22 protein-coding genes are annotated in these 23,864 nt (G+C 64.5%); 12 read left to right on the plus strand and 10 right to left on the minus strand.

Annotated elements, in window-relative coordinates; genetic code table 11:
* Positions 1–35: 35 nt before the first annotated feature.
* Positions 36–1,343: a dicarboxylate/amino acid:cation symporter gene (locus tag BW39_RS10395; protein ID WP_043821572.1), complete on the minus strand. Its 1,308-nt coding sequence runs from the start codon at positions 1,341–1,343 to the stop codon at positions 36–38.
* 888 nt (positions 1,344–2,231) lie between these two features.
* On the opposite strand from BW39_RS10395, the gene BW39_RS10400 reads away from it, so the two are divergent.
* Both BW39_RS10400 and BW39_RS10405 read left to right on the plus strand, forming a co-directional pair.
* Positions 2,232–5,738 (plus strand): Dyp-type peroxidase, encoded by a 3,507-nt coding sequence (locus tag BW39_RS10400; RefSeq protein WP_043821574.1) that lies wholly within the window; start codon positions 2,232–2,234, stop codon positions 5,736–5,738.
* Between the two features lie 86 nt (positions 5,739–5,824).
* A complete protein-coding gene (locus tag BW39_RS10405) occupies positions 5,825–7,072 on the plus strand; it encodes a hypothetical protein (RefSeq protein ID WP_152547225.1) in 1,248 nt (415 codons plus the stop codon).
* Positions 7,073–7,111: 39 nt separating this feature from the next.
* Here BW39_RS10405 and BW39_RS10410 read toward each other — a convergent pair whose 3' ends face one another.
* On the minus strand, positions 7,112–8,686 hold the full coding sequence (locus BW39_RS10410) for a methyl-accepting chemotaxis protein (protein WP_013801987.1): 1,575 nt from the start codon (positions 8,684–8,686) through the stop codon (positions 7,112–7,114).
* 259 nt (positions 8,687–8,945) lie between these two features.
* Here BW39_RS10410 and BW39_RS10415 point away from each other — a divergent pair, with 259 nt between their 5' ends.
* The 5 genes from BW39_RS10415 to BW39_RS10430 all read left to right on the plus strand — a co-directional run bounded on the left by BW39_RS10415 (position 8,946) and on the right by BW39_RS10430 (position 12,486).
* A complete protein-coding gene (locus BW39_RS10415; protein ID WP_052155311.1) occupies positions 8,946–9,929 on the plus strand; it encodes a MerR family transcriptional regulator in 984 nt (327 codons plus the stop codon).
* Complete coding sequence (locus BW39_RS10420; protein WP_043821577.1) at positions 9,890–10,522, plus strand: lipocalin family protein; 633 nt, start codon at positions 9,890–9,892, stop codon at positions 10,520–10,522. The genes BW39_RS10415 and BW39_RS10420 overlap by 40 nt, the downstream gene beginning before the upstream one ends.
* Positions 10,519–11,577 carry an NAD(P)/FAD-dependent oxidoreductase gene (locus BW39_RS10425; protein WP_043821578.1) on the plus strand — a complete coding sequence of 353 codons (1,059 nt, stop codon included), beginning with the start codon at positions 10,519–10,521 and terminating at the stop codon, positions 11,575–11,577. Before BW39_RS10420 ends, BW39_RS10425 begins: the two co-directional genes overlap by 4 nt.
* Positions 11,578–11,597: 20 nt before the next feature.
* Complete coding sequence (locus tag BW39_RS30265; RefSeq protein WP_081816178.1) at positions 11,598–11,777, plus strand: DUF2256 domain-containing protein; 180 nt, start codon at positions 11,598–11,600, stop codon at positions 11,775–11,777.
* Positions 11,778–11,877: 100 nt separating this feature from the next.
* Complete coding sequence (locus tag BW39_RS10430) at positions 11,878–12,486, plus strand: DUF4337 domain-containing protein (protein WP_012206105.1); 609 nt, start codon at positions 11,878–11,880, stop codon at positions 12,484–12,486.
* Between the two features lie 86 nt (positions 12,487–12,572).
* Here the strand turns inward: BW39_RS10430 and BW39_RS10435 are convergent, their stop codons facing one another.
* On the minus strand, positions 12,573–13,064 hold the full coding sequence (locus BW39_RS10435; protein ID WP_043821579.1) for a hypothetical protein: 492 nt from the start codon (positions 13,062–13,064) through the stop codon (positions 12,573–12,575).
* A gap of 136 nt (positions 13,065–13,200) precedes the next feature.
* Between BW39_RS10435 and BW39_RS10440 the strand changes: the two genes are divergently transcribed.
* The 4 genes from BW39_RS10440 (at position 13,201) to BW39_RS10455 (ending at position 14,982) form a co-directional block, all read left to right on the plus strand.
* Positions 13,201–13,692: a helix-turn-helix domain-containing protein gene (locus BW39_RS10440; protein ID WP_043821580.1), complete on the plus strand. Its 492-nt coding sequence runs from the start codon at positions 13,201–13,203 to the stop codon at positions 13,690–13,692.
* Positions 13,689–14,096: a VOC family protein gene (locus tag BW39_RS10445; protein ID WP_013801980.1), complete on the plus strand. Its 408-nt coding sequence runs from the start codon at positions 13,689–13,691 to the stop codon at positions 14,094–14,096. Before BW39_RS10440 ends, BW39_RS10445 begins: the two co-directional genes overlap by 4 nt.
* An 11-nt stretch (positions 14,097–14,107) precedes the next feature.
* Entirely contained in the window at positions 14,108–14,338 is a 231-nt protein-coding gene (locus BW39_RS10450; RefSeq protein ID WP_043821581.1) for a hypothetical protein, read from the plus strand.
* A 149-nt stretch (positions 14,339–14,487) separates the two neighbouring features.
* On the plus strand, positions 14,488–14,982 hold the full coding sequence (locus BW39_RS10455; protein ID WP_043821582.1) for a MerR family transcriptional regulator: 495 nt from the start codon (positions 14,488–14,490) through the stop codon (positions 14,980–14,982).
* Positions 14,983–15,007: 25 nt separating this feature from the next.
* Here the strand turns inward: BW39_RS10455 and BW39_RS10460 are convergent, their stop codons facing one another.
* From BW39_RS10460 to BW39_RS10490, 7 genes are all read right to left on the minus strand, one after another.
* Positions 15,008–15,703 carry a type 1 glutamine amidotransferase domain-containing protein gene (locus BW39_RS10460; protein ID WP_043821583.1) on the minus strand — a complete coding sequence of 232 codons (696 nt, stop codon included), beginning with the start codon at positions 15,701–15,703 and terminating at the stop codon, positions 15,008–15,010.
* A complete protein-coding gene (locus tag BW39_RS10465) occupies positions 15,700–16,626 on the minus strand; it encodes an NAD-dependent epimerase/dehydratase family protein (RefSeq protein ID WP_043821584.1) in 927 nt (308 codons plus the stop codon). Before BW39_RS10465 ends, BW39_RS10460 begins: the two co-directional genes overlap by 4 nt.
* 352 nt (positions 16,627–16,978) lie before the next feature.
* A complete protein-coding gene (locus tag BW39_RS10470; RefSeq protein ID WP_081816179.1) occupies positions 16,979–18,079 on the minus strand; it encodes an alpha/beta hydrolase in 1,101 nt (366 codons plus the stop codon).
* 55 nt (positions 18,080–18,134) lie between these two features.
* On the minus strand, positions 18,135–19,214 hold the full coding sequence (locus BW39_RS10475) for an alpha/beta hydrolase (RefSeq protein WP_442854782.1): 1,080 nt from the start codon (positions 19,212–19,214) through the stop codon (positions 18,135–18,137).
* Positions 19,214–20,440, minus strand: a complete 1,227-nt coding sequence (locus BW39_RS10480) for a (R)-mandelonitrile lyase (RefSeq protein WP_043821586.1) — start codon at positions 20,438–20,440, stop codon at positions 19,214–19,216. Before BW39_RS10480 ends, BW39_RS10475 begins: the two co-directional genes overlap by 1 nt.
* Positions 20,437–21,867 (minus strand): MFS transporter, encoded by a 1,431-nt coding sequence (locus BW39_RS10485; RefSeq protein WP_043821587.1) that lies wholly within the window; start codon positions 21,865–21,867, stop codon positions 20,437–20,439. The genes BW39_RS10480 and BW39_RS10485 overlap by 4 nt, the downstream gene beginning before the upstream one ends.
* A gap of 9 nt (positions 21,868–21,876) precedes the next feature.
* The gene (locus tag BW39_RS10490) at positions 21,877–22,728 is read right to left on the minus strand and encodes an aldo/keto reductase (RefSeq protein ID WP_043821588.1); all 852 of its coding nucleotides are present in this window, start codon (positions 22,726–22,728) and stop codon (positions 21,877–21,879) included.
* A 125-nt stretch (positions 22,729–22,853) separates the two neighbouring features.
* On the opposite strand from BW39_RS10490, the gene BW39_RS10495 reads away from it, so the two are divergent.
* A complete protein-coding gene (locus BW39_RS10495) occupies positions 22,854–23,813 on the plus strand; it encodes a LysR family transcriptional regulator (protein ID WP_043821592.1) in 960 nt (319 codons plus the stop codon).
* Positions 23,814–23,864: the final 51 nt, after the last annotated feature.

Consider the following 23,864-nt stretch of genomic DNA (forward strand, 5'->3'; position numbering starts at 1 on the left):
CGATGTTATCAGTGCCCCCCCGCGCCGCCTGGGCCTCAGGCCGAGACAGCGGGCCGCCCTTGCTCGGAATGGTCCGTGGGCAGCAGGGACTCGTCGTCATCCGTGGCCGCGGTCGGATCGACGGCGCCTTCCCACTTGGCCACCACGGCCGTGGCGATCGCATTGCCCAGCACATTGGTCAGGGTGCGGCCCATGTCCAGGAAGTGGTCGATGCCCAGGATCAGCAGGATGCCCGCCTCGGGCAGGCCGAACATGGGCAGCACGGCGGCCACCACCACCAGCGATGCGCGCGGCACGCCGGCAATGCCCTTGCTGGAGACCATCAGCACCAGCAGCATGGTGATCTGGGCCGTCAGCGTCATGTCGATGCCGTAGGCCTGGGCGATGAAGATGGCCAGGAAGGTGGTGTAGACCATCGAGCCGTCCAGGTTGAACGAGTAGCCCAGCGGCAGCACGAAGCCGATGATGCGCGGCTTGATGCCGAACTTCTCCAGCTGCTCCATCAGCTTGGGATAGGTCGATTCGCTGCTGGCCGTGGAAAAGCCCACCAGCAGCGGGCCGCGGATCAGGTTCAGCAGGCGGAAGATGTCACGGCCCAGCACGCAGTAGCCGGCCACAATCAGCAGCACCCACAGCGTGGCCAGGGCCAGGTAGAAGCACAGCATGAACTTGCCGAACACCGACAGCATGCCCAGGCCATGGATGGTGATGGTGCCGGCCACGGCGCCGAACACGCCCACGGGGGCGAAGCGCATCACGTAATCGGTGACCTTGAGCATGATGTGGACCACTTCGTCCATCAGGCCCACCATGGAGCGCGCGGCCTGGTTGTGCAGGTTGCCCAGCGCAATGCCGAAGAACAGCGCGAACACCAGGATCTGCAGCACCTCGTTGGTCGCCATGGCCTCGAAGATGTTCTTGGGGAACACGTGGGCGATGAAGTCCTTGAGGTTCAGCGCCGAGGTCTTGAGGTTCAGGCCCTCGGCCGACGACGGCAGGGCCACGCTCAGGCCATGGCCGGGCTGCAGCACGTTCGCATAGATCAGGCCGATGGCCAGCGAGCAGAACGAGGCCACGATGAACCAGCCCAGCGCGCGGCCGCCGATGCGGCCCACGGCCTTGGCGTCGCCCATGTTGGCCAGGCCCGACACCAGGGTGGCGAACACCAGGGGCGCGATGATCATCTTGATCATGCGCAGGAAGACATCGGTGAGGATGCCGAAGTAGCTGGCGATTTCCTTGGCGGCCTCGGGCGTGGGTGCGTAGCTGTTGCAGGCATAGCCCACCAGCACGCCGAGGACCATGGCCACGAGCACCATGGTGGTCAAGCGGTTGAATTTCATGCGGATTTTTTCGTTGGACGTATTTCGGTCTTGCAAGCGAGCCCGGCCACCACGGCTGCCGGCCACGGGCCGGCTGCCACAGCGAAGACGGGCTTGTCTCCCTGCATACACAACCACGATGCACGTGGCCTGCGCCTGACAGTGCACAGACCGTGCCAGCCGCATCCGGCCCCTGCACCCCGCGCTAACTGCTTGATTCGCCTATATCGACCTTACTTTTATGCATAAGGTGGCACGGAAATCCGAACGATGGAACGCCTGCATCATTCGGAAAACCGGATGGCCGGGCCTGCCGCCTCCGACCTGCCTGTGCGCCCTGTCCACGCCTCTTTTTTTTTGGGGTGGCGCTGGGCCGTGGACCTGACGAGCACCGTCGCCATTGGAAAACCCTGACTCCGGGAAATGCGGGCTTGTCGATCGAATCGCCAATCGAGCCGTTGCGATAGGGATGGATATCCAATTGATTCATTGCGGGTCTGGCATTGGCGACATCGCTTGAAATCGCTCTTAATCGCTCGTAATCGCTCGTAATCGCGAGAGCACGCAAGAATCCCGATAACGATATGGCAATATCAAATAACCAAGATGTCCAGGGTATTTATGGATGGATCACCCGGGCGTGACAAACCGAATCATTCGTTGTAATGAAGCAGGCGTCTGCGCGTATAGCACAAGGCGAACAAATATCGCTCTACCCGAGTAAACAAGAAGAATTTATATTCAGTTGGAAAATTTTTTACATTTGGTTTAACTTGCGATCCGGTTCGGGACGTGGGGGTATTGAGCGGCATCCATCGCCGCCTGCTCCGCAGTCTTGTTGCCGGAGTACCGCTTTGAACAGTCTTTACGAGCGTTGCTTCTTTTCAATCCCCATCGCAAGGAAGTCGCATGTTTGCCAACGTCGTCAAGGGTGCTCAACGCGGCCTGTTGCTGCGGGCCTTATTCGGCCAGGTTCTCACCATCACGCTGCGGGACCATGGACCTGCCAGCCAGCAGGCGGTGCTGGATGTGGTGCGCAAGCTGGCCCAGGCCAGCGAGGCTGCGCCCCAGCCCTCGGGGCTGGTGGCTGCATTTGCGCCGCAGTTGTGGGGCCGCTGGCAGAACCGCGAGATTCCGGTCAGCCGCAAGGTGCTCGACCATTCGCCCAAATTGCGCAATACCGGCGGAGATGTGCTGCTTTTCCTCAAGGCGCCCGATGCAGAGACTGCGCGCCGCCTGGTGAGCGAATGCATGTCCGCGCTGGAAGCACTGGCCAGCCACATCGACGTAGTGGAGGCCGGCAAACGAGAGGATGGCCGCGTCATCGGCGGCCGCTATCTGGACGGCATCACCAATCCCAACGATCCCATCAGTCTGGCCGCGGATATTTTGCTGGGCGATGCGTATGCGGGCGCCTCATTCGCCTTCACCCAGAAATTCCTGTTTGATTGGCGCGCCATTGCCGCCATGTCGCCGGACAGCGAAGACGCCATGATCGGCCGCGATACGGATGGAGCCATCTTGCCGCAGGCGCCTGGAGACGCGCATATCCACCGCGCCCATGTGCGTGATGCCAATGGCGACAACCGCAAGCTGCTGCGCCAGGCGCTGCCATTTGGCGAGCAGGCCGGTCACGCGGCGCGAGAGACGGGGCTGATGTTCGTGGCCTTCTGCAACGAGCAGGAGCGTTTCGAGAAAATCCTGCACCACCTGATGGGTGACATGCCCGATCGTCCCGTCGATCGGCTGATGAGCGTGGTGCAGGGCGTGGCGGGCGCCTACTGGTATGTGCCGGCGGCTGCAGAGCTGGACGTGGCCCAAGTGGCCAGCGTGGCCGATACCGAGGAAGACCCGCACTGGGACGTGCGCAGCCCCAACGGCTACATGTTCTACAACTCGCAGGACTACCTGCACCAGATGGCCGAGGGCGGCTATGCGCCCGGTGACCCGCCCGGCCCCCGCCTGCTGGCTTTGCTGGGGCGCACCTTCTCGCACTGGAGCGACGGCTGGCTGCGCCGCCAGCCCTTTCCGCGCCTGCCGCACCTGTCCACGCTGACGACACCGGACGAAGCGCCGGTGCTGCAGGGCTCGGCCCTGCTGCGCAAGGGGCTGGCCAACCAGAAGACGCTGGCCGACCTGCTCTCGGCCCCGCACTCGCGGCTGGCGCGGGACAACCAGCTGCTGCGCATCTACCCCGAAGAGTTGCTGGTGGGCATCATTCCCGACTTCACGCTCGGGCGCGGCAAGGAAGTGGTGCCCTACCTGAGCGAGCAGGAGACCATTGCAGCCTGGCTCAAGGGCGAGCTCAACGAATGGTCGGCCATGGGCCATGTGGTGCCGCACTACCAGCGCCTGGTCGATCTGGGCCTGGGCGGCCTGCTGGCGCAGCTGCAGCAAAAGCAGGCACAGCCCGGCCTGGCGGCGGCGCAGCAGGAGTTCTATCAGGGGGCGATCTGGTCGCTGCAAGGCGTGCAGCGCTACCTGCTCAACTGGGCCGAGCATGCCGAGCAGACCGTGGCCCGCGCCACCACGCCGCAGGACGCACAGAACATGCGCGACGTGGCCGCCCGCCTGCGCCACCTGAGCAGCGAGCCGCCGCGTGATTTCCATGACGGCGTGCAGCTGATCTTTTCCTTTCACTGCTGCCTGCACCTGCTGGGCGAGCTGACGGCCCTGGGGCGGCTGGACCAGATCCTGTGGCCGCTGCTCCAAAAGCATCCGCTGGACGAGGCCCGTGCGCAGGAGATCATCGACTGCCTGTGGCTGAAGATGGGCGAGAACGCCTTCGTGAACCGGGCCAACATCACCGACTACGTCAACTACGGCACCACGGCCGTGTGCGGGCTGGGCGGCAACTTCCCGCAGGGCGGCGGCATCAACCAGTGGGTGCAGCAGATCACCGTGGGCGGCTATGTGGCCAATGACGATGCCCAGCCCACCGGCGGCGTCAACCCGGTGACCATGCTGTGCCTGAAGGCGGCGCGCCGCATACCGGTGAACGCGCCCACGCTCTCGCTGCGGGTCTACAAGGACATGCCCCAGGAGGTGCTGGACGCGGCGGCCCAGTCGCTGCTGGCAGGCGGTGCCCACCCCATCCTCTACCAGGATGACAAGCTGTGCGAAGCGCTGCGCCGCTCGGGCAAGGACGTGTCGCTGCGCTGGTCGCGCGACTACGCCGCCGACGGCTGCTACGAGCCGATGCTGGCAGGTGCCACAGAGTTCGCGTTTGCCAACGTCACGCCCATGACGGCGCTGGAGCAGGCGCTGAACCAGGGCGCCACCTATGGCGCGGCCGGGCCGATCTACCTGCGCGGCCTGAAGCAGACGTTCCGCTCCCCGCCCGCACATGAGATAGACAGCTTCGAACAGCTGCAGTCGCAGTTCCTGCGCCAACTGGAATGGCTGGTGATCCAGACCTACAACGTCATCCTCGGTGCCTACGGCAATCTGGGCGACATCTGCCCCAGCCCCCTGCTGTCCACGCTGATCGACGGCTGTGTCGAGTCCGGCCGCGACCTGACCAACGCCGGGGCGCGCTTTCACATGATTGCGCCGCTGTGCGTGGGCGTCTCCAACACCATCGATTCCCTCTATGCGATCAAGAAGCTGGTGTACGACCGCGAGACGGCGATTGCCACGCTCCCCGAGCTGGTGGACTGCTTGATCAACGACTGGGGCTACACCCCGGTCGAGCCCTACCAGAACGCGTTGATGGGGCCTGCGGCGGCCGGCGAGCGCGCACGCCGCTACCAGGAATGGCGCGACATCGCCCTGCAGCTGCCCAAATGGGGTAGCGGCCACAAGGACGTGGATGAACTGGGCAATTGGGTGATGGACCACCTGATCCGCCTGTGCGTGGACGTGATCCGCCAACCCCATCCCGCGCTGCAGCCGGTGCTGGACGGCATTGCCAAGACCTATGGCGCGTTCGAATTCGTCGTCACCCCGGGCATCGGCACCTTCGAGGGCTACGTAGGCGATGGCGCGCCCTGCGGCGCCACGGCCGATGGCCGCCGCAACGGCATGCCCATTGCGTCCGACCTGTCGCCCGTGCCGGCGCCGCAGGACCTGGCGGCGGCACCGGCCTTCCGCAACATCTACCAATCGCTGGAAAGCTGGCGCAACGAGGCCATTGACTACGGGCTCTCCAACGCCTCCCCGGTGGACATGAACATCTCCGAGAACTTCCCGCTGGAGGACCTGAAGCGCTTCCTGCGCGTCTACGCCGACGGCGGCACGGGCTCCAACCTGATCACGCTGACCTGTGCCGACCTGGCCACCTACCAGGCCGCAAGCAAGGACCCGGAACGCTACGACCTGCTGCGCGTGCGCATGGGTGGCTGGACCGAGTTCTACGCCGTTATGTTCCCCATGCACCAGGAGCAGCACCAGCGCCGCCAGTACTTCACGCCCTGATCGGCCGGCCCGCGCACCTTCAACCCACCGCCCACCCACTTCACCGCGCATTCACAACGCACAGCGCGGGCCACCTGAAAACCACCATGATGCTGCGTGTCCTTTTATTGCTGCTGTGCGCGCTGTGCCTCAACCGCGCCGCCCTGGCGGCCTCTCCAGCCCTCAATCCGAACGACTGGAACCTTGTCCTGGTGCCCGGCTTTGAAAGCCAGGCCGCCGAAGGCAACAACCTCTCGCCCACGGGCCTCAACCACGCGCTGCGCTTTGGCCAGTTGCTCAACGGCTTGCTGTCAGGCAAGGCGGGGCAGGTGCGCCAGGTGTATGCATTCACCTATGCGGGCTCGCCCAGCATGGTGCCGCTGCAAACCATCGAGCCCTATGCGCTGCTGAACAACTTCGGGGTGAGCTCTCAGAAACTCAGCCAGGGCGATGCCAGCGTCTACAACTCCCCGGCGTACTTCGTGCAGCAGTTGCTGGGCAACCAGCCGCGTGGCACCTATGTGATGGCCATGCCGCCCGAGATGATCCAGGCCATGGCAGGCAGCCTCAGCAACGATGCGCTGGCACTAAACGGCACCCACCAGTACGTGGTGCTGTCGGGCCAGAGCCAGCCGTTTGCCTTGGGCATCTACAGCGACGGCATTGCCGATGACCCGCAGTTCCCCAGGCTGCCCCTGCCCCCCCGCGCCGCCTGTGCCCAGCCGCCGGTCACCATCCAGGCCAGGGCACCGGGCGGCTGGCAGCCTTACATCGAACAAAAGGTGTACCTGGTGCGCCACGTGGAAGCACACCCCAGCGGCAACTTCGAAAACGGCAACTACGTGTGCCAGGGGCAGTGGCGCGCGCTGGGCGCCAACGCCCGGCTCAGCGACATCATGAAGCGCAAGCCGGACCACATCTTCACGTCCGACCCCGACAACATCATCGGCTGCAACGGAACATGCTCGTACATCCGCCCCTCGCTGACCGTCGCGCCGTTCGCCATCGAGCACGGCCTGCCCCTGACGCTGGCCGAGTTCCAATGGAACGATGCCATCGACCTGGCACAGGCGCTTTTCAACCGTGCCTCCCCCTACTTCAGCCGTGCGGCGCAGGGCGGCACGGTTCTGGTGGGCTGGGAACACGCCCATATCGAAAAGGCCGTGCAATACCTGCTGACCGGCATGTACCGCAACCCGGCCGCCGCAGCGCAAGTGCCGCCCTGGAGCTTTGACGACTACGACAGCGTGTGGGAACTGTCCACCGACAGGCAAGGCAACCTGACCTTCCGCAACACCTGCGAGGCCATTCCCACCACCGCCTTGCCCAGCACCTGCCCGGCGTTTTTCCAATAGGCAGCAGGGCCGGGAGCAACTGCGCTGCCCGCTGGTGCCTCAACCCTGCGTCTGGGGCCCCAGGCGAAAAACGCTCACGGACTGCACAAGGTCATGCGCCTGCTGGCGCAGGCTCGTGGCTGCCGCCGCCATTTCCTCCACCAGGGCCGCGTTTTGCTGCGTCGCCTGGTCCATCTGCATGACCGCCTCGCCCACCTGCGCAACGCCGCTGCGTTGTTCGGCGGAAGCCGCGCTGATCTCGCCCATGAGGTCGGTGACGCTGCGTATGCTCGTCACCACTTCAGCCATGGTGCCGCCCGCACGGTCGGCCAGCACAGAGCCCTGTTCGACCCGCTCGACGCTGTCGGAGATCAGGGCCTTGATCTCCTTGGCCGCCGCCGCGCTGCGGCCGGCCAGGCTGCGGACCTCGGAGGCCACCACAGCAAAGCCACGGCCCTGTTCTCCGGCACGCGCAGCCTCCACCGCAGCGTTCAGCGCCAGGATGTTGGTCTGGAACGCGATGCCGTCGATGACGTTGATGATGTCGGCGATGCGGCGCGAACTTTCACTGATGCCCTTCATCGTGTCCACGACCTGGGTGACCACCTCGCCCGCCTGCCCGGCCACGCCGCTGGCCCGCTGCGCGAGCGCGTTGGCCTTGCCCGCGCCATCCGCGTTCTGGGTCACGGTGGCTCCGAGCTGCTCCATCGAGGCCGCCGTCTGTTCAAGCGCGCTGGCCTGGCTCTCGGTCCGCGAGGACAGGTCGGTGTTGCCCTGGGCAATCTGCGTGCTTGCACTTGCCACGGATTCGCTGCCGCTGCGCACGACGGCCACGACCTGCGATAGCGCATCACTCATCTCGCCGAGGCTGCGCAGCAGGGTCCCCACTTCATCGTGGGTGGTGGCCTCCACCCGTTGCGTCAGATCCCCGCATGCCACCGCACGTGCCACCTGGATGGCCCGGCCGATGGGGCCGGTGATGGAGCGCGTGACCCAAGTGCCCAGCAAGGCGGCCAGCACGACGGCCACCAGCGCGCCGCCCAGCTCGAACGCCAGCGTCATTGCCGCCAGCGACTCGGTGCGCGTCAGGCGCTCGGCCATGAGCTGCTCCTCCTCTCGCACCAGGTCCGCCTGCAGTGCGCGCAGCCCATCCATGGCCGCCTTCTCGCGCCCCAGGGAGAACTCGCGAACCAGATCCTCGACGGTCGCCGTGCCGTCCTGAACTTGCCGCCGCAGCGCCTGCAGCGGCTGCACCGCCTGAACGAATTCACGATGGCGCAGCCGGATTCCGTCGAGCCGGCGCTGCTGGGCGGGGTTGTCCTCGGTCAGGCGTACGGCCTCCTGCCAGGAGGCCTCGAACTCCTTGAGTCCTTCATCCCAGGGGGCAAGAAAACGGGAGTCACCCGACAGGAGATAGCCCCGCGAGGCCGTCTCCATGTTGACCATGCCCGTGAGCATGCGCTGTCCCTGGGACATGACCTTGAAGGTGTGCTCGTTCCATTGCTGGGCCTCCTTGAGCCGGGACTGGCTGCTCACGGCCAGCGCGATGACAAGAAGAAAAATGGCGATGACGCATGCGAAGGCAGCTGCGAGACGGCGGGCCAGTGGCCAGTTGGACAAATTCATGATGATCATCGGTACGAACTGCGTGGCCGGAAAGACTGCACAAGGGCGCGGCGATCATGGTGTGAAGCCTCGCCTGCGCCTGGGGCCGTCATCTCCTGGCCGGGATCTACAAAGCACTCGCGCCAGCGGCTGCCGGGTGGCGGCCAGCGGGCCTGCGCTTTGTTTCTCTATGTAATATATTGGACAAAACATATTTTTGTCCTAGACAATTCACAAAATCCCTCAAAACATCCCGGCCATGACCGGACGTTTTGTCCCCTTCAGATCAATGACGCCACTTTCTGACCCCCTGCCTTTGGCGCCTGGCCCCGGGCTGCCCATCTCGGCCGTCGAACGCGAGACCGGACTTGCCAAGGACACCCTGCGTGTCTGGGAAAGACGCTACGGCTTTCCAAGGCCTGAACGGGATTCGGCAGGCGATCGCCGCTACCCGGCAGACCAGGTTCGACAACTGACCCTGATCCGGCGGCTCATGGATACGGGGCTGCGTCCCAGCAAGCTGATGGGCGTGGATCTGGACGGCCTGCAGACGCTGCTGGCCCGCGCCGACACCTCGCCGGGCAAGGATTTGTCCAGGACAAATTCAGAGAATGCAGCGGACTCTGACCGCTTCGCACCCATGCTCAACGCCATTGCCGCCCATGATCCCGCCCAGCTCAGGCATTGCCTGAGCCTGGCCCAGTCGCGCATGGGCCTGGCCGGTTTCGTGACCACGCTCGTGGCCCCGCTGACCACGGCGGTCGGCGAATTCTGGGCACAGGGGCGTTTTGAAGTGTTCGAAGAGCACCTGTACACCGAGGTGCTCACCGGCGTCCTGAGGCAGGCGATCGCCTCGCTCGCCCCCCCTTCCCCGCCGTCCGCGCCCAAGGTGTTGCTGACCACGCTCCCGCAGGAGATGCATGGACTTGGGCTGCTCATGGTCGAAGCCCTGCTGGCCCTGGAAGGCTGCAACTGCGTGTCGCTGGGCACCCAGACGCCCATCGGCGACGTGGCACAGGCCGCGCGGGCGCATCGCGCCGACATCGTGGGGCTGAGCTTCAGCAGCGCACACAACGGAGCGATGGCGCAGGCTTGCCTGGGCGAGCTGCGCAGCCACCTGCCGCCGTCCATCGAGTTGTGGGCCGGTGGGGCATGCCCGGCGCTTTACTCCAGCCCGGTCGCAGGCATCACGCCGGTGCGCCATCTCACGGATCTGCAACCGCTGGTCGCCCGATGGCGGCAGACGACAAGAACATCAAGGACATACGCATGAACTTTCCCGCCCCCCGCCCTGTCTTCACCGCCAGGCGGCGCACCCTGCTGGCAGCGGCCCTTGGCGCCGGCCTGCTGGCCAGCGGTTGCGCCAGCATGCGCCCGCCCGGCTCGGTCACGCCCGTCTCACCGTTCGATCTGCAGCGCTACCAGGGCCTGTGGTACGAACTGGCACGGCTGGACCATGGTTTCGAGCGGGGCATGACCGATGTGACCGCCGAGTACACGCCGCAGGCAGACGGCAGCGTGAAGGTGGTGAACCGGGGGTTTTCCGTGCCCCGGGGCCAGTGGCAGCGCGCCGTCGGCAAGGCCTTGTTCACGGGCAAGCCGGACACGGCTTCGCTCAAGGTCTCCTTCTTCGGCCCGTTCTACGGCGGCTACCATGTGGCCGCCCTGGACCCTGACTACCGCTGGGCGCTGGTCCTCGGGCCGGACACGCAGTACTGCTGGATACTGGCCAGAGAGCCGAAACTGCCCCCGCAGACGCTGCAATCCATCGTCGCCAAGGCCGCGGAATTGGGCGTCGATACCGGCGCGCTGATCTGGGTCAGCCATGAGCGCCACCAGGAAGCGCACAGCCAGGAGGCCTTGTGAACGGCGCGCCCCCCGTCGCGGTGATCGGCGCGGGAATGGCGGGTTTGGCATGTGCACAGCTGCTGGCCGAGGCTGGCTGCCGCGTGGATATCTTCGAGAAAAGCCGAGGCCCATCCGGGCGCATGAGCACGCGGCGCGCGCAGGATCCGCAGGGTGCGTGGCAGTGCGATCACGGCGCTCCATCGTTTGCGGCCCAGGACCCGGAGTTTGTGCAGGAGGTGCGCCAGTGGGAGCAGCACGGCGTTGTCGCCGCCTGGCGTCCGCGCGCAGTGCGCCTGCAGGGCACACACGTGGTGCCAGCAGAGTCAGCCCCCGACCGCTGGGTGGGCGTGCCGCGCATGACCTCTCCCGCAGCGTTTCTTGTCCAGCGGCTTGCACAACAGGGGCATGGCGCACAGCTGCACCTGCAAGCCACGGTTCAGCAGTTGCAGTACGAATCTGCCTGCTGGACTGTGCACTGTGCCGAACACGGGCAGATCGGATCGGAATACTGCGCCCTGATTTTGGCAGTGCCTGCACCGCAGGCGGCAGCCTTGCTGGAGCCGGTCTCGCCCTATGCGGCGGCACTGGCTGCCAGCGCGCGCATGCAGCCTTGCTGGGTGGCCATGCTGCGCACCGACGCCCCCCTGCCGCTGGACTGGGATGCGGCAGAAATCACGGATGGCCCCCTGTGCTGGGTGGCACGCGACAGCGCCAAGCCAGGACGACAGGGGCCGCAAGTGCTGCAAGGACCTCAGACCTGGGTGCTGCATGCCAGTGCACGGTGGAGCCAGGATCACATCGAGTCGGACGCCGAATCCGTGGCCCGGCAACTGCTGCAGGCATTCGGGGCCCTGGCCGGGCCACTGCCCCACCCTTTGCCAGGCGGCCTGCGCATCACTGCCCACCGCTGGCGCTATGCGCTGCCGGCGCCGCACCTGGTCAACCGCTGCTGGTGGGACGCGCCTGCGGGCCTGGGCCTGTGTGGCGACTGGATGTGCGGCGCAGGCGTCGAAGGCGCCTGGCTCAGCGGACGGGCGCTGGCCCGGCGCGCCCTGGCCACGCTGACGCGCTGAACCACAGGAACGCCCGCGCCATGCACAAGAAGCCCCACCTGCCCTCCAAGCTGTGTGCGTGCTGCGGTCTTGCGTTCACATGGCACAAAAAATGGGCACGTGATTGGGACGAGGTCAAATACTGCTCGCAGCGCTGCCGCACCGCGCGACTGCCGCCTGATCCCACTCCCCCATCTGCAGGCCGCCAGCCAAGGCGCTGACCTCCAAGCGGGCCATGCGCCCCGCACATCCTGGAGCCCTGGATTGCCGCCAGGCCGGCCCCATAATGCGCCACCCCATTGCATCAAGGAATTGGCACCTATGTCTTCCGGCGGCTTTCACGTCCACGGCCCACACGATCACGAACTCGAACATGCTGCCCAGGGCGAGCATGGCCAAACCGCCCACCACGGCATCGGCGGCGGCAGCCTGACCAACCAAATCGCCATGTGCACGGCAGTCATCGCCACGGTGGGCGCCATCTTCGCGTACATGGGCGGCGCCACCCAGGCCAATGCCGGGCTGTACAAGAACGACGCAGCCATCAAGAAGACCGAAGCGGCCAACCAGTGGGCCTTCTTCCAGGCCAAGAGCACCAAGCAATCGCTGTCCGAGTTCGCGCGTGATCTGGCGACCACGGAGGACAGGCGGGCCGCCTACCAGGCCAAGGTGGAGCGCTACGAAAAGGAAAAGGACGACATCAAGCGCGATGCCGACCGCCTGGAAGCCGAGGCCCGGCAATGGGACGAGAAGTCAGAGATGCAGATGCACCTGCATCACCGCTGGGCGCAGGCCACCACCGCGCTGCAGGTCGCCATTGCCCTTGCAGCCATCGCGCTGCTGACCAAGAAGAAATGGCTGGAATACGCCATGCTCGGCGTGGCAGCGCTAGGCCTTGGCGTGGGCGGGCTGGCCATGCTGCACATCTAGAGCGTGTGGCAAAGCCGCAAAGCCGCATATCCGCCTTGGAAGGCAGCTGTGAAACAGCCCCCTGATTCCCCGGCCTTGCCCGCGGCTCAGTCCTCGCTGGGACGGGGGTAGCCGGCCTCTGCCCAGGCTTGCGCAGACGTCCGGGTGAGCTGATGGTCCGGCCTGACTCCCACCTTGGCCAGCTCGCTGCCGTCGGCGGCAGTGGCGGTGAGCGTGGCGCTGGGATTGTCTTCATCGGGCTCGATATCCAGAGAGACGGTCACGCGTGACCCGCTCACCATGATCTGCACATCCTTGTGCAACTGCGCGGCCAGATGCTGCTCATGCCGGCGCATCACCTCGTGCGCCGTCTTCACCAGCGTGTTGAAGGCGGAAACGTCCAGCGGCTTGGGATTTTTCTTGTCGCGGCCCATGGTCCACGGGCCGACCAGGCTTGGCTCCACCTGGCCGTCCTGGGTCATGGCAACGGCCCAGCCATCGTCGTCTTCATTCTTGATGACGCGGGCCTCCCAGCCGTTGTGATGCCAAAGGCGGTCTTCGAAGATTGAGACGACTTCTTGTTCGAGTTCTGCGGACATGTCCAGACCCTTCCCTTGTGGAAACTATCGAGCCCGAAATTCTACTGTCCATCCATACAGTTCGCGCGCAGGGGTCTATTCCCAAACCGTGGACTCCCAAGAGACGAAAATGCTTCCCGATGGCACCGGAGACGGCATGAACAACGACCTTGCACACCAGGATCCTGAACTGTTGCGCCGGCTGCTGCGCGCGAAGGACAGCATTGACGCCGCATCGCACGAGGCCTGGCCTGTCGGGCGACTGGCGCAGGTCAGTGGCGTGTCCGAAGCGCACTTCGCCCGGTCGTTCAAGCAGGCCTTCGGCAGTCCGCCGCACCGGTACTTGCTCACGCGGCGCATCGAGCGGGCAATGACGCTGCTGCGCGAAACCGATCTGGCCATTACCGACATCGCCTTTGATACAGGCTGGGCAAGCCTGGGCACCTTCGGGCGCACCTTCCGCGATATCACAGGCGACAGTCCCAGCGCAGTCCGGGTGCGCGCCCGGGCGACGATGCACGAGCTGGGCCGCGTGCCCGCCTGCATCGTCAGCGCCGCGCACCGCCCCGACCTCACGACCGCAGTTTCGGAGAAGCGACGCCGGGCAACAAGCGATACAAACGAACCCGAACAACAGGAGATCCCATGATTCAAGGCGTTGAAGTGGTTGGTTTGTATGTGCGCGATCAAGACGAAGCACTCGCGTTCTATGTCGACAAACTCGGGTTCCGCGTCCACACGGACGTGGCAAACGGCGACTATCGCTGGCTCACGGTGCAGCACCCGGAACAGCCGTCGTTCCAGCTCGGCCTGTTCACACCCGGCCCTCCCGTGCTCGACGCAGCAACGGCGCAGGCAGTGCGCGCGATTGTGGCCAAAGGCGCCATGCCGCCCCTCGTACTGACCGTGGATGACTGCCGCGCGGCCTACGACCGAATGCTCGCAAGCGGAGTGGAATTCACGCAGGAACCCGTGGCACGGTACGGCACCGTGGACGCAGGCTTCCGCGATCCGTCGGGGAACGGGTGGAAGATGATCCAGGCGCGCCGCTAAGGGAGGCCGCCTTGAACTGGAACTACCGGATCCGGCAGATCCACCGCTGGCTGTCCGTCGCCTTCACGGTAACCGTCATCGCCAACTTCATTGTCCGGGCGCAGGGGGAACCTGCCTCCTGGGTCAGCTACTCGCCGCTGCCCCCGCTCTTTCTCTTGCTGTTGAGCGGTCTGTACCTCTTCGTGCTGCCGTACGTCTGCATGCGACGCAGTGGAACAAGGAAGCCAGGCGATGCGAGGTAGCTGTCTTGGCCCTTGAATGGCCGCCAGCACGCATTCTTCGACAAGGGCACGTCGCGCTCGCCGCAAATTGCCGCTGGAGCGAAGGGCTTGCGAGTACGATAAGCTTCAAGTCTTGTTGAAGGTCAAGGACCCCTTGCCGAAGGTTGCGCATGAACATTGGTGAACTGAGCAAACGCACAGGCCTGTCCACATCACGCATTCGTTTTTATGAGCAAAGCGGCCTGCTGCAAGCGGCTGAGCGTGGCTTGAATGGCTACCGCAGCTATCCGCCTGAGATGGTGCAGATGCTGGAGCTGATTGCGATGGCGCAGGGCGTGGGCTTTAGCCTCGATGAAATTCGTGCACTCTTGCCGCCCGGCCTGCAAGGCTGGGACCATGAGGCCGTCGTGGGCGCGCTGCGCCAAAAAATTGCCGATATCAAAGCCATGGAGAAAAAGCTGCAGACCAGCAAAAAGCAGTTGCAGGCTTTGTTGACCGATATTGAAGCGCGGCCAGACAACATGGATTGCCACGACAACGCACGCCGCGTGCTCTCACATGTACTGGCCCAGCAATCCGAATCCCTGGCCTCTGAAGCAGCGGCCGAAGAAAAAATGGGCAAGCTCATGCGCACAGGACACAGGAAGCGGGCAAGCGTGGCATAGGCCTGCGGCAGTTTGGAACGCGGCCCTAGCGCCTTGCCAAAGCCTGCACCACCTGCTTTGCAGTCGCTTTGGCCGACCCCGGGTTTTGCCCGGTGATGAGGCGGCCATCGGCCACCACATACGAGATAAAAGGCAGCAAGGCTTTTTGATAGCGCGCACCACGCATCTTCATTTCCTGCTCGGCGTTGTAGGGCATGGACCGGGCCACTCCGGCCAGGATTTCTTCCGTCCATGAAAAACCCGTGACCCGTTTGCCCGCGACCAGCAAAGAGCCGTCGCTGAGCTGCGTATTGAGCAGGCCGCAGTAGCCGTGGCAAACCGATGCAACGATGCCACTTCGCTCCCAGATGCTACGTGTGATGCGCTGCAGCCCCGCACTATCGGGAAAATCCCACATCACCGCATGCCCTCCAGTGAAGTAGATGGCATCGAAATCGTTCGCGACGATATCGGCAGGTGCCGCAGTGTCCGCCAGCAGGGCCATGCGCGCGGGATCATCGAGCCAGGCTTTGGCCGAAGCATCGAAGAGCGGCCATTGGAGTGCACGCGGCTCCAGCGGTACGGCGCCACCCAGCGGGCTCACCAGTTGCTGCGGGTACCCTTGCGCAGCAAACACATCCCAGGCATGGGTCAGCTCCGACAGCCACAGCCCTGTGGCGTGCGCAGGGTCGTCGTAATGAGCGACATTGGTGACGACATGCAAAACACGTGGCTTACTCATGAAGACTCCTGCGCGATTTGCTTGAGGCCCTGTGCGTAGCTGGTGACAGCAAAGTCGGGAAAGCGGCGCTTGAACTTGGACGAATCAAACACATTGTCGTGTGCGTAGCGTGGCAGCAGTTCACGCAGTTCGCGCACAGGCTTGGAGACCCAACCAGCAACCACCATGGCCAGGTGGCTCAGTACCTTGTAGCGCGGCTCAACCCCAAAGGTTGCAGCCGCCAGGTTCACAAAGGCCTGATAGGTCAGCCGCTCGTCCCAGCAGGGCAGATGCCATGTCTGGCCATACGCATCTTGCGCATTGCCAATGGCTGCCATGGCGCGGCTTGCATCGGGCGTCCAGATCAGGGTGCGCAGCTTGTCGTCACGGACCGGCACTTTGGCCTTCTGGCCCGCCTTGAGCGGGCCGATCACCAGGGTATTGGTGATGCTTTGGGTTTTGCCGGGGCCGTAGAACTCTGGCGCGCGGGCAATGGCGACGGGGATATCGCCGCGCTGCATCTCGGCCAGCACCATCTCGGCCATCAAGGCGCGCACGCGCCCCTTGCGGCCCACCGGGGCAAAGGCGGTTTCCTCGGTCTGCCGCTGCGCGGTTTGCGGATACATGTAGGTGTTGTCGAAATAGACAAATTTGGCCCCCGCTGCCCGCGTGGCATCGAGCGCGTTGCGCAGCATGGCAGGAAACTGCCCCTCCCATAACTCGGTGTCTGGTGGCAGGCCAGCGGTGAAGTACACGACCTCGCTGCCACGCACGGCCTCCAGGGTTTGCGCGGAATTCATCAGGTCGGCAGACACCAGCTCGTCCGTATCGTTCACCTTGCGCGGCTTGCGGCTGACCAGGCGCAGGTTCTGCGTGTAGTTGCGCTGGAGCTCGCGCGCCAGCTCCACAGCGATCTGGCCATTGGCGCCCAAAATGGTTTGCATATCGATCCTTGCAGCATCTTGTGTGATGTGAGGACAAGGAGCTTAAGCTTCAACTTGAGTTGAAGGTCAAGCGGCAAACTACAGATCCCTGATACCAGGTCGAAGACAAACCCGACGGCTTGCTGGCTGTCTGCAAAACCCCGGCATCTCCATCATGCCGGGGAGCCTGGGGCCTGGACACTGCGACCTGCTTTGGTGCACCTGGTGAAGGCCCGGTTCGGGCCGGCAGCGCCTGTGCACAAGCCGCGAGAACGGACCTCCAGCAGCCGCCAGGCTGCATTGGCGTTCACTGTCATTGGACTCAGCCGCTTTCACACGCCCGTGTTGCCTCGGAGTGTTTCACCCCGCCCTGTCAAATGCTCTTCCCGTAGAACGGGACCAGCTTGGCCACCACGGCCTCAACGTACTCAGGGACCCAATAGGTTTCAATGTGGGTTGCGCCCTGGATCTTGAACAGCTCCTTGTCCTTGGCACCGCTGGCCTTGGCGAACGCCTCCTCGGTCATGTAGAGGCTGTCCGCCTTGCTGCCGGCAATCATCAACAAGGGTTGCTCGATCAGTTCGATCTGGTCAGTGGCGTCCCAGCGCATCAGGTCAAGCAGGCTGCTCGTCGTGTACTTGAAGGTCGAGCCGGGATGGGCATGCGTGCGCCAGTAGTACTCATAGCCCTGTCGGTACATCTCGAAGGGCAGCGCTGCGATCTGCTCGTCCGTCATGTCCGCGTCGCCCGAGTAGAGGACCTTGCCACCGGCCACCTGCTGAGCACGGGCATCCGAGGCCTGCTTCAGGCGCTGCTGGATCGTGGATAGCTGCGAATCTGCGAAACCGTTGCGGCGGACCCTGCCGGAGTTGAACATGCTCAGCGTTGCGACGGACTTGAAGCGCTTGTCCGTCTTCGCCGCTGCCAGCGAATAGCCGCCGCCACCGCAGATGCCGAGGAGGCCGAGACGATCCGCGTCGACGCCCGCGTAGGTGGTGATGAAGTCCGCCATGCCATGAATGTCCTCGATGCGGTTCATCGGCGTGTCCACTGAACGGGGCAGGCCACCGCTGCCGCCTTGATAGGCTGCATCGGCCGTGATCGCCACGTAGCCGTGCTCGGCCAAGCGTTGGGCATACAGACCGGCGGTCTGTTCTTTCACACCACCGTTGGGGTGTGCAACGACGACAGCGGGGTACTTCCTTGCCGGGTCGAAGTTCGCCGGCGTATAGACATTGGCCACGATGTCCAAGCCGCCGAGTTTGTACTTCACCGGGTGGATGTTCACCTTGCCAGGCAGGTTCTGCGTGATGGCGTCGCCATAGACGAGCGTGAAGGGGTTCTTCTTGTAATCGGCCGCTGTTGACGGCGAGGGAAGGGCCATGGCTGTAACTCCGAGGGCTGCTGCAGAAATTGCGATGGCCGAAGTGCCCAGGAACTCGCGGCGCTTCGTGTCAATGGATACGTGGGTCATGGGTCGTCCGATCTACTGAGACATCTGTGCGGTTCTTGCAAACCAGGCGAAAGGGTCAATCGAGCCTCTTCCTGGTGAGGAAGGAAGACACCAGGTCCGCGATCTGGACGTTGTTCAGGTCGGACATGATGAAGTGGGTGTTCCCGCGTATGCCCATCTCAGGCAGATGCACGAGCTGTGCATCTCCGCCGTGCCTGTTGACGGCGTCCACCCAAAGGCGAGCCATGGCGAGCCGGACGCGCCAGTTGTCCTGACCGCGCTCGGTGGTGGGCTCAGTGGGGAAGTTGTCGCCGTAGTAAATGACGATGGGGATTCGGGTGAGCTTTTGGAAGTCTTGTGCCGATACAGCCTCCGGCGCCAGGGTTCCCGCAGCGCTGGGCATGGCGGCCGGCAGTTCTCCCGGCGGGAAGATGAAGCCGCTGCCCGGCTCGAACGCCACGACGCCCTTGACGTTGGCGCTCTTGATGGCTGTCAGCCAGCCAGGTCCGCCGCCCTGCGAGTGCGTGAAGAGGATGGCCGGGCCTGTCTTTGTGAAGAGCGCAGCCATCGCCTCGGCGATCACGTTGGCGTCATAGGCACCGGTGTTCGGCGTCACCGAGCGCAGGAACTGGTTCAGTGTCTCCGGCTGGCGGTCGAACTGCACGTTGTCGAAATAGCTCGGCCACTTGCCAAAACGGAACTGGTCGAAGAACAGCTGGTCGTAGGGCGTCGGCTCGGTCGTCGTGGCGACGGTGCTGTTGCCGGCCCTGCCTCGGCGCGGCTGATCGACAAGGTAGACCGGGAAGCCGCGGCGCAGGAACAGGTTCTGGAAGCCCTCGCGGCCATCCGACGTCGTTTCCCAGCTCCGAGCCGACTGGAAGGCGCCGTGCAGCATCACGATGGGCAAAGGCCTCGGATTCTGCGGGACCTGATAGAAGGCGTAGAGGTGATCGCCGTGGAAGCTTTGCCCTGCGCTTGTCGGCTTGTCGTTGTCGTAGACGCCGGGCACCGTCTTCACAACGCCACCTACCGCGAAGCTGCCCTGGCGCTGAATGACCAGGGGCCTCGACGAACTGTCCGAATGAGAGGCGCAACCTGCCAGCGATACAGCCAAGACAAGTGCTCCTGCGCGGAAGAGGCGGGTGATGCTCATCATCAGCCTTTCGATGCAGCGTCGAGGACCTGCACGAGTGCGTCATTGGCGCGGGCTGCCACCTCGGGGCCGACCTCTTGCGCAAGCGCTTGGCTCAGCTGCCGCAGTTGCGATGCGGTCAGACCCACGCGCAGGCTGGCTCGCATGTGGGACCGCAGCTGGTTCTCTGCACCCGGTGTCGCAGCCAGCGCTCCGACCGTGGCCAGCTCGCGGCTGCGCCAATCGAGGTTGTCGCGCTCGAAAATGTCGCCAAACAGGTGCGCCTGCAGAAACTGATTGATGATCGGCGCGAACTCGAACACCGGGCCCTGGACCGGTCCACCTGAAATCTCGGTCTGATTGGCCTGGCCGGCCAGCACCAACTCACGGCCGGTGGACACGGCTCGGCTGGGGTCGTGACCCGGAGCGTCCTGCACGCCGCGCTGCTTGCGCAGCTCGACGACCTTGAGCAGTTCGCCGAGCGCATTGAGACTTCTGGGGAAGCCCGCGTAGGCATAGAGCTGCACCAGGACCTCCTTGGCCTCGCTGACTGTCATGCCCGCGTCCAGCCCCTGGTTCAGTGCCATGCCCAGCCGGGGCATGTCACTGATTGCCGTGAAGGCGGCGATGAGCGGAATGATGCGTTGCCTGGGGCTCAGCGAATCGGACGCAGGCTGCACGACCCTCTGTGGCTCCTGTGGCTCCTGTGGCTTCTGCGGCTGCTGTGCCCTCTGGCCGGTCATCGCGGAAAGGCCTGCGCTCACCACGGCGGCCTGGTAGTCCTGCTCGCAGAGTTTGTCCTGCCAGGCCACGGAGCTGCCGTTTTCTTTCTCGGCGATGGCGATGTGGGTCATGGAGCCTGACGGCCCGGCGCCATGCCAGTGGCGCACGTTGGGCGGGATGGTCACGACATCGCCAGGGCGAATGATGAGCGCCGGCTGGCCTTGTTGTTGCACAAGGCCCTGTCCCTCGGTGACGATCAGCGTCTGACCGAGCGGATGGGTATGCCAGGCCGTCCGCGCACGGGCCGTGAACGTGACGGTCGCTCCACCGGCCGTTGCGGGAAGTGGCGCCTGAAAGGGTGAGCTGATGCGGACGTCGCCGGTGAACGTCTCGGCCGAACCAACGGTGACCTGCTGCGCAGACGCGGGGCGAACTTCGACGACGGGCGGCATTGCGCCAGGACCGGCTGACTGCGCCGCAGCGGCTGTCACCGCACCGCTCAGGGCCATTGAAAGCAGTGATTTCACGAGAGCGCCTCCTGTTGTTTCGCCTGATGGCGGCGGTGCGGCTTGACGATAAAGAACCACGAGACGATCAGCGCCAGGCCGAGCAGCAGAGCGGCCACGTCCATGACGGCAGCAATGCGATGCGCGAGGGCAGCACTGTCTTGTTGCTCGATGGACGAACCAGCGCTGGCGAAGACAAGAACCAGCAGTCCAAGCCCCAGTGCTCCCCCCAACTGGTGAGCCACGTTGACCAGGCCGGAGGCAGCACCCGCGTCCTCACGCGCCACTCCCGCCACACCGGCCGCGGTCAGCGGCGCCAGCAACAAGCCCTGGCCCAGTCCGATCAGGACCATGGGCGGGGCGATGCCGGTCCAATAGCTCGATAGCGCATGCGCTTGGCCCAACCAGGCGAGGCCCACCACTCCGAGCAGCAGGCCGGCGAGAAGCAGCGTCTCGTTGCCGAAGCGGCGGGCCAGCCCGGGCACGGCCATGGCCGAGGCAAAGTTGGGCAGCGTCACGGGCAGGAAGGCAATGCCCGCTTGCATGGGCCGCAGATGCAGCACGCCCTGCAGGAACTGCGTACAGAAGAACCAGAAGCCAACGGCGCCGCCCAGGAAGAGCATGCGCGTGATGTACGCACCGGCTCGCTGCGGGCTGGTGAGCAGGCGCATCGGCAGGATGGGTTGCCGGACCCGGCGCTCAATGCCGATGAAGAGCAGGATCATCAGCATGCCCCCGACCAGGGCCCCCTGTGCGAGGCCATCGTGCCAGCCAGCTTCGGCTGCTCGAACCAGGCCGTAGACCAGCGCCGTCATCCCTATGGTCGAGCTGATGGCGCCGCCCACGTCGAACTGGCCTTCCTGCTTCTGGGTCTCGGCAATGTGGCCACGCGCAGCGACGATCAACAGCAACCCTATCGGCAGGTTGATGAAAAAGCCTGCGCGCCAGGACACCAAATCAGCGAACAGGCCGCCCAGGACCAGGCCCAGGGTTGCGCCGACACCGGCCGCCGCCGCGTACAGCGAGAGCGCACGGGTGCGGCCTGGCCCCTCCGCGAAATGCGTGGACAGCAGTGCGAGCGTGGACGGTGCAAGGACGGCGGCGCCTACACCTTGAATTGCGCGGGAGGCCAGCAACCAGCTTGCGCCAGGCGCCAGGCCGATGGAGACGGAGGCGAGTGTGAACAGCGCCAGCCCCAGGATGAACATCCGCCGGCGGCCCAGGATGTCGCCAGCGCGGGCACCCAGGAGCAGCAAGCCACCGAAAGCCAGCGTATAGGCATTGGTCACCCATGACAGTTGCGCCGAAGTGAAGCCCAGGCTTGCCTGGATGCGGGGCAGACCCGTGATGACGATGGAAATGTCCACGACGATCATCAGGTAGCTGGCAACGATGATGGCCAGGACCTTGTTCTCGTTGCGGATGGGGCAGGATTGCGCGGCGTTCATCGCGGTCACTCAGATGTCCAGCCTGCGCTCGGACATCCACTTGACGATGGCCGGGTCGCGGTGAGAGAAAAAGCTGCTCGTGTTGGTGTCGAGCGTGGCGATGATTGCCATGTGGGCGTCGCTGAGTGCGAAGTCGAAGATGGCGATGTTCTCTGCCATGCGCTCCTTGCGGACCGACTTGGCGAGCGCGACGATCCCGCGCTGTACCAGCCAGCGCAGCACCACCTGGCCGACCGACTTGCCGTAGTGCCGGGCGATGCCGATCAGCACTTCGTTCTGGAAGAGGCCATTGCGGCCTTCGGCAAACGGAGCCCAGGCCTCGGCCTGCACACCCATCTGTCTCATGAACGGCACGGCTTCCAACTGCTGCTGGAAGGGATTCACTTCGACTTGGTTGACCGCCGGTGCGATCTCGTTGAACGCCTTGATGTCCATCAGGCGGTCCGGTTGGAAGTTGCTGACGCCGATGGCGCGCAGCTTGCCCGCGCGGTAGGCGTCCTCCATCGCGCGCCACGAACCGTGGACGTCGCCGAAGGGCTGGTGAATCAGGTACAGGTCGAGATAGCTGAGCTGCAGCCGACGCAGGGACTTGTCGATGGCTTGCTGCGTGCGCTCGTAGCCGGTCTCCTGCACCCAGAGCTTGCTGGTGACGAAGAGCTGGTCACGCGGCACGCCACTGGAGCGCAATCCCTTGCCGACCGCTTCTTCGTTCATGTAGGAGGCTGCGGTATCGATCAGCCGGTAGCCGGCTTCGATGGCGTCGACGACGCTGCGCTGGCACTCATTGGCATCGGCGATCTGGAAGACGCCATACCCGACCATGGGCATGTGAAGACCGTTGTTCAGAACGACGTGTTGCATGAGCTTTGCCTTGTAGAGGTTCGATGGCACGAACTTTAGGCAAGGGACTGGCATCTGAATAGATGCATTTGAGTTGTTGAATTAGCATCAATTCAATGACAATGAAAGCCGCGAGGAGGCCACTCATGGCGATCAACGAGCTTCGATCCATCACGACCTTTATCAAGGCAGCGGAACTTGGCAGCCTGCGCAAAGCCGCAGCAGACCTTGGCATCAGTCCCCAGGCGGCGAGCAAGGCATTGGCCCAGCTGGAAGCCCATCTGGACGTGCGCCTGTTCCATCGGACAACGCGTGTGATGTCGCTGACCGATGCAGGACAGCGGCTGTTCGAAGACGTGCGGCCGGCCGTGACGGGAATGCACAGAGCGCTGCAGTCCGCCAAGTCGGCACGGGATGAATTTGCGGGCCCGCTGCGCATCACGGGCCCTCGCACCACGTTCCAGCCGATTCTTTGGCGCCTGGTCGACGAGTTTTGCGATATGCATCCAGGGATCCAGCCCGACGTCCTGCTGGACGACCGTATCGGCAACTGGGTGGAGGATCGCGTGGACGTGGGCTTTCGCCTCGGCCCGTCGCCCCATGAGGGCGTGATTGCACGACGGCTGTTCCCGGTTCAGTTACCCATCTGCGGTGCGCCTTCTTACTTCGCGAAGCACGGTGTGCCCGAATCGTTGGCTGACCTGGCCACACACCGCTGCAGCGCCTATCGGCATCCGAGCACGGGGAAAGTGCTGCCGTGGCGGGTGAAGATCGACGGCCAGGCCGCCGACCAGCCAGTCGCCCCGACGATCTGCAGCAACGACGAGCTGTTTGAGCTGCAAGCCGTCTTGGCCGGCAAGGTGCTGGCCCAGCTCGCGGGCGTCACCGCGGCACCGTTTATCCGCTCCGGCAAGCTGATCCCGATCCTCGTGGACCACATGCCGGACTACGCCAGCTACTTCGTCTACTTCGGAAGCAGGTCGTCCCAGCCAGTACGAGCCCGTGCATTCATCGATTTGGCCGTTCAACGTCTGGTGGACAGCCCGGAGTACGTACTCAACCCCAGCGAGCTCCTGGGCAAAGTCGGGCGACCAGGCCGCGCTTGATGCGGCGCAAGCAACATCAGCCATGGCCCCGAACGCACGGCGCCCCCTCCC

This window comes from Delftia sp. RIT313, assembly GCF_000632165.1.
Classification (GTDB): domain Bacteria; phylum Pseudomonadota; class Gammaproteobacteria; order Burkholderiales; family Burkholderiaceae_C; genus Comamonas; species Comamonas acidovorans.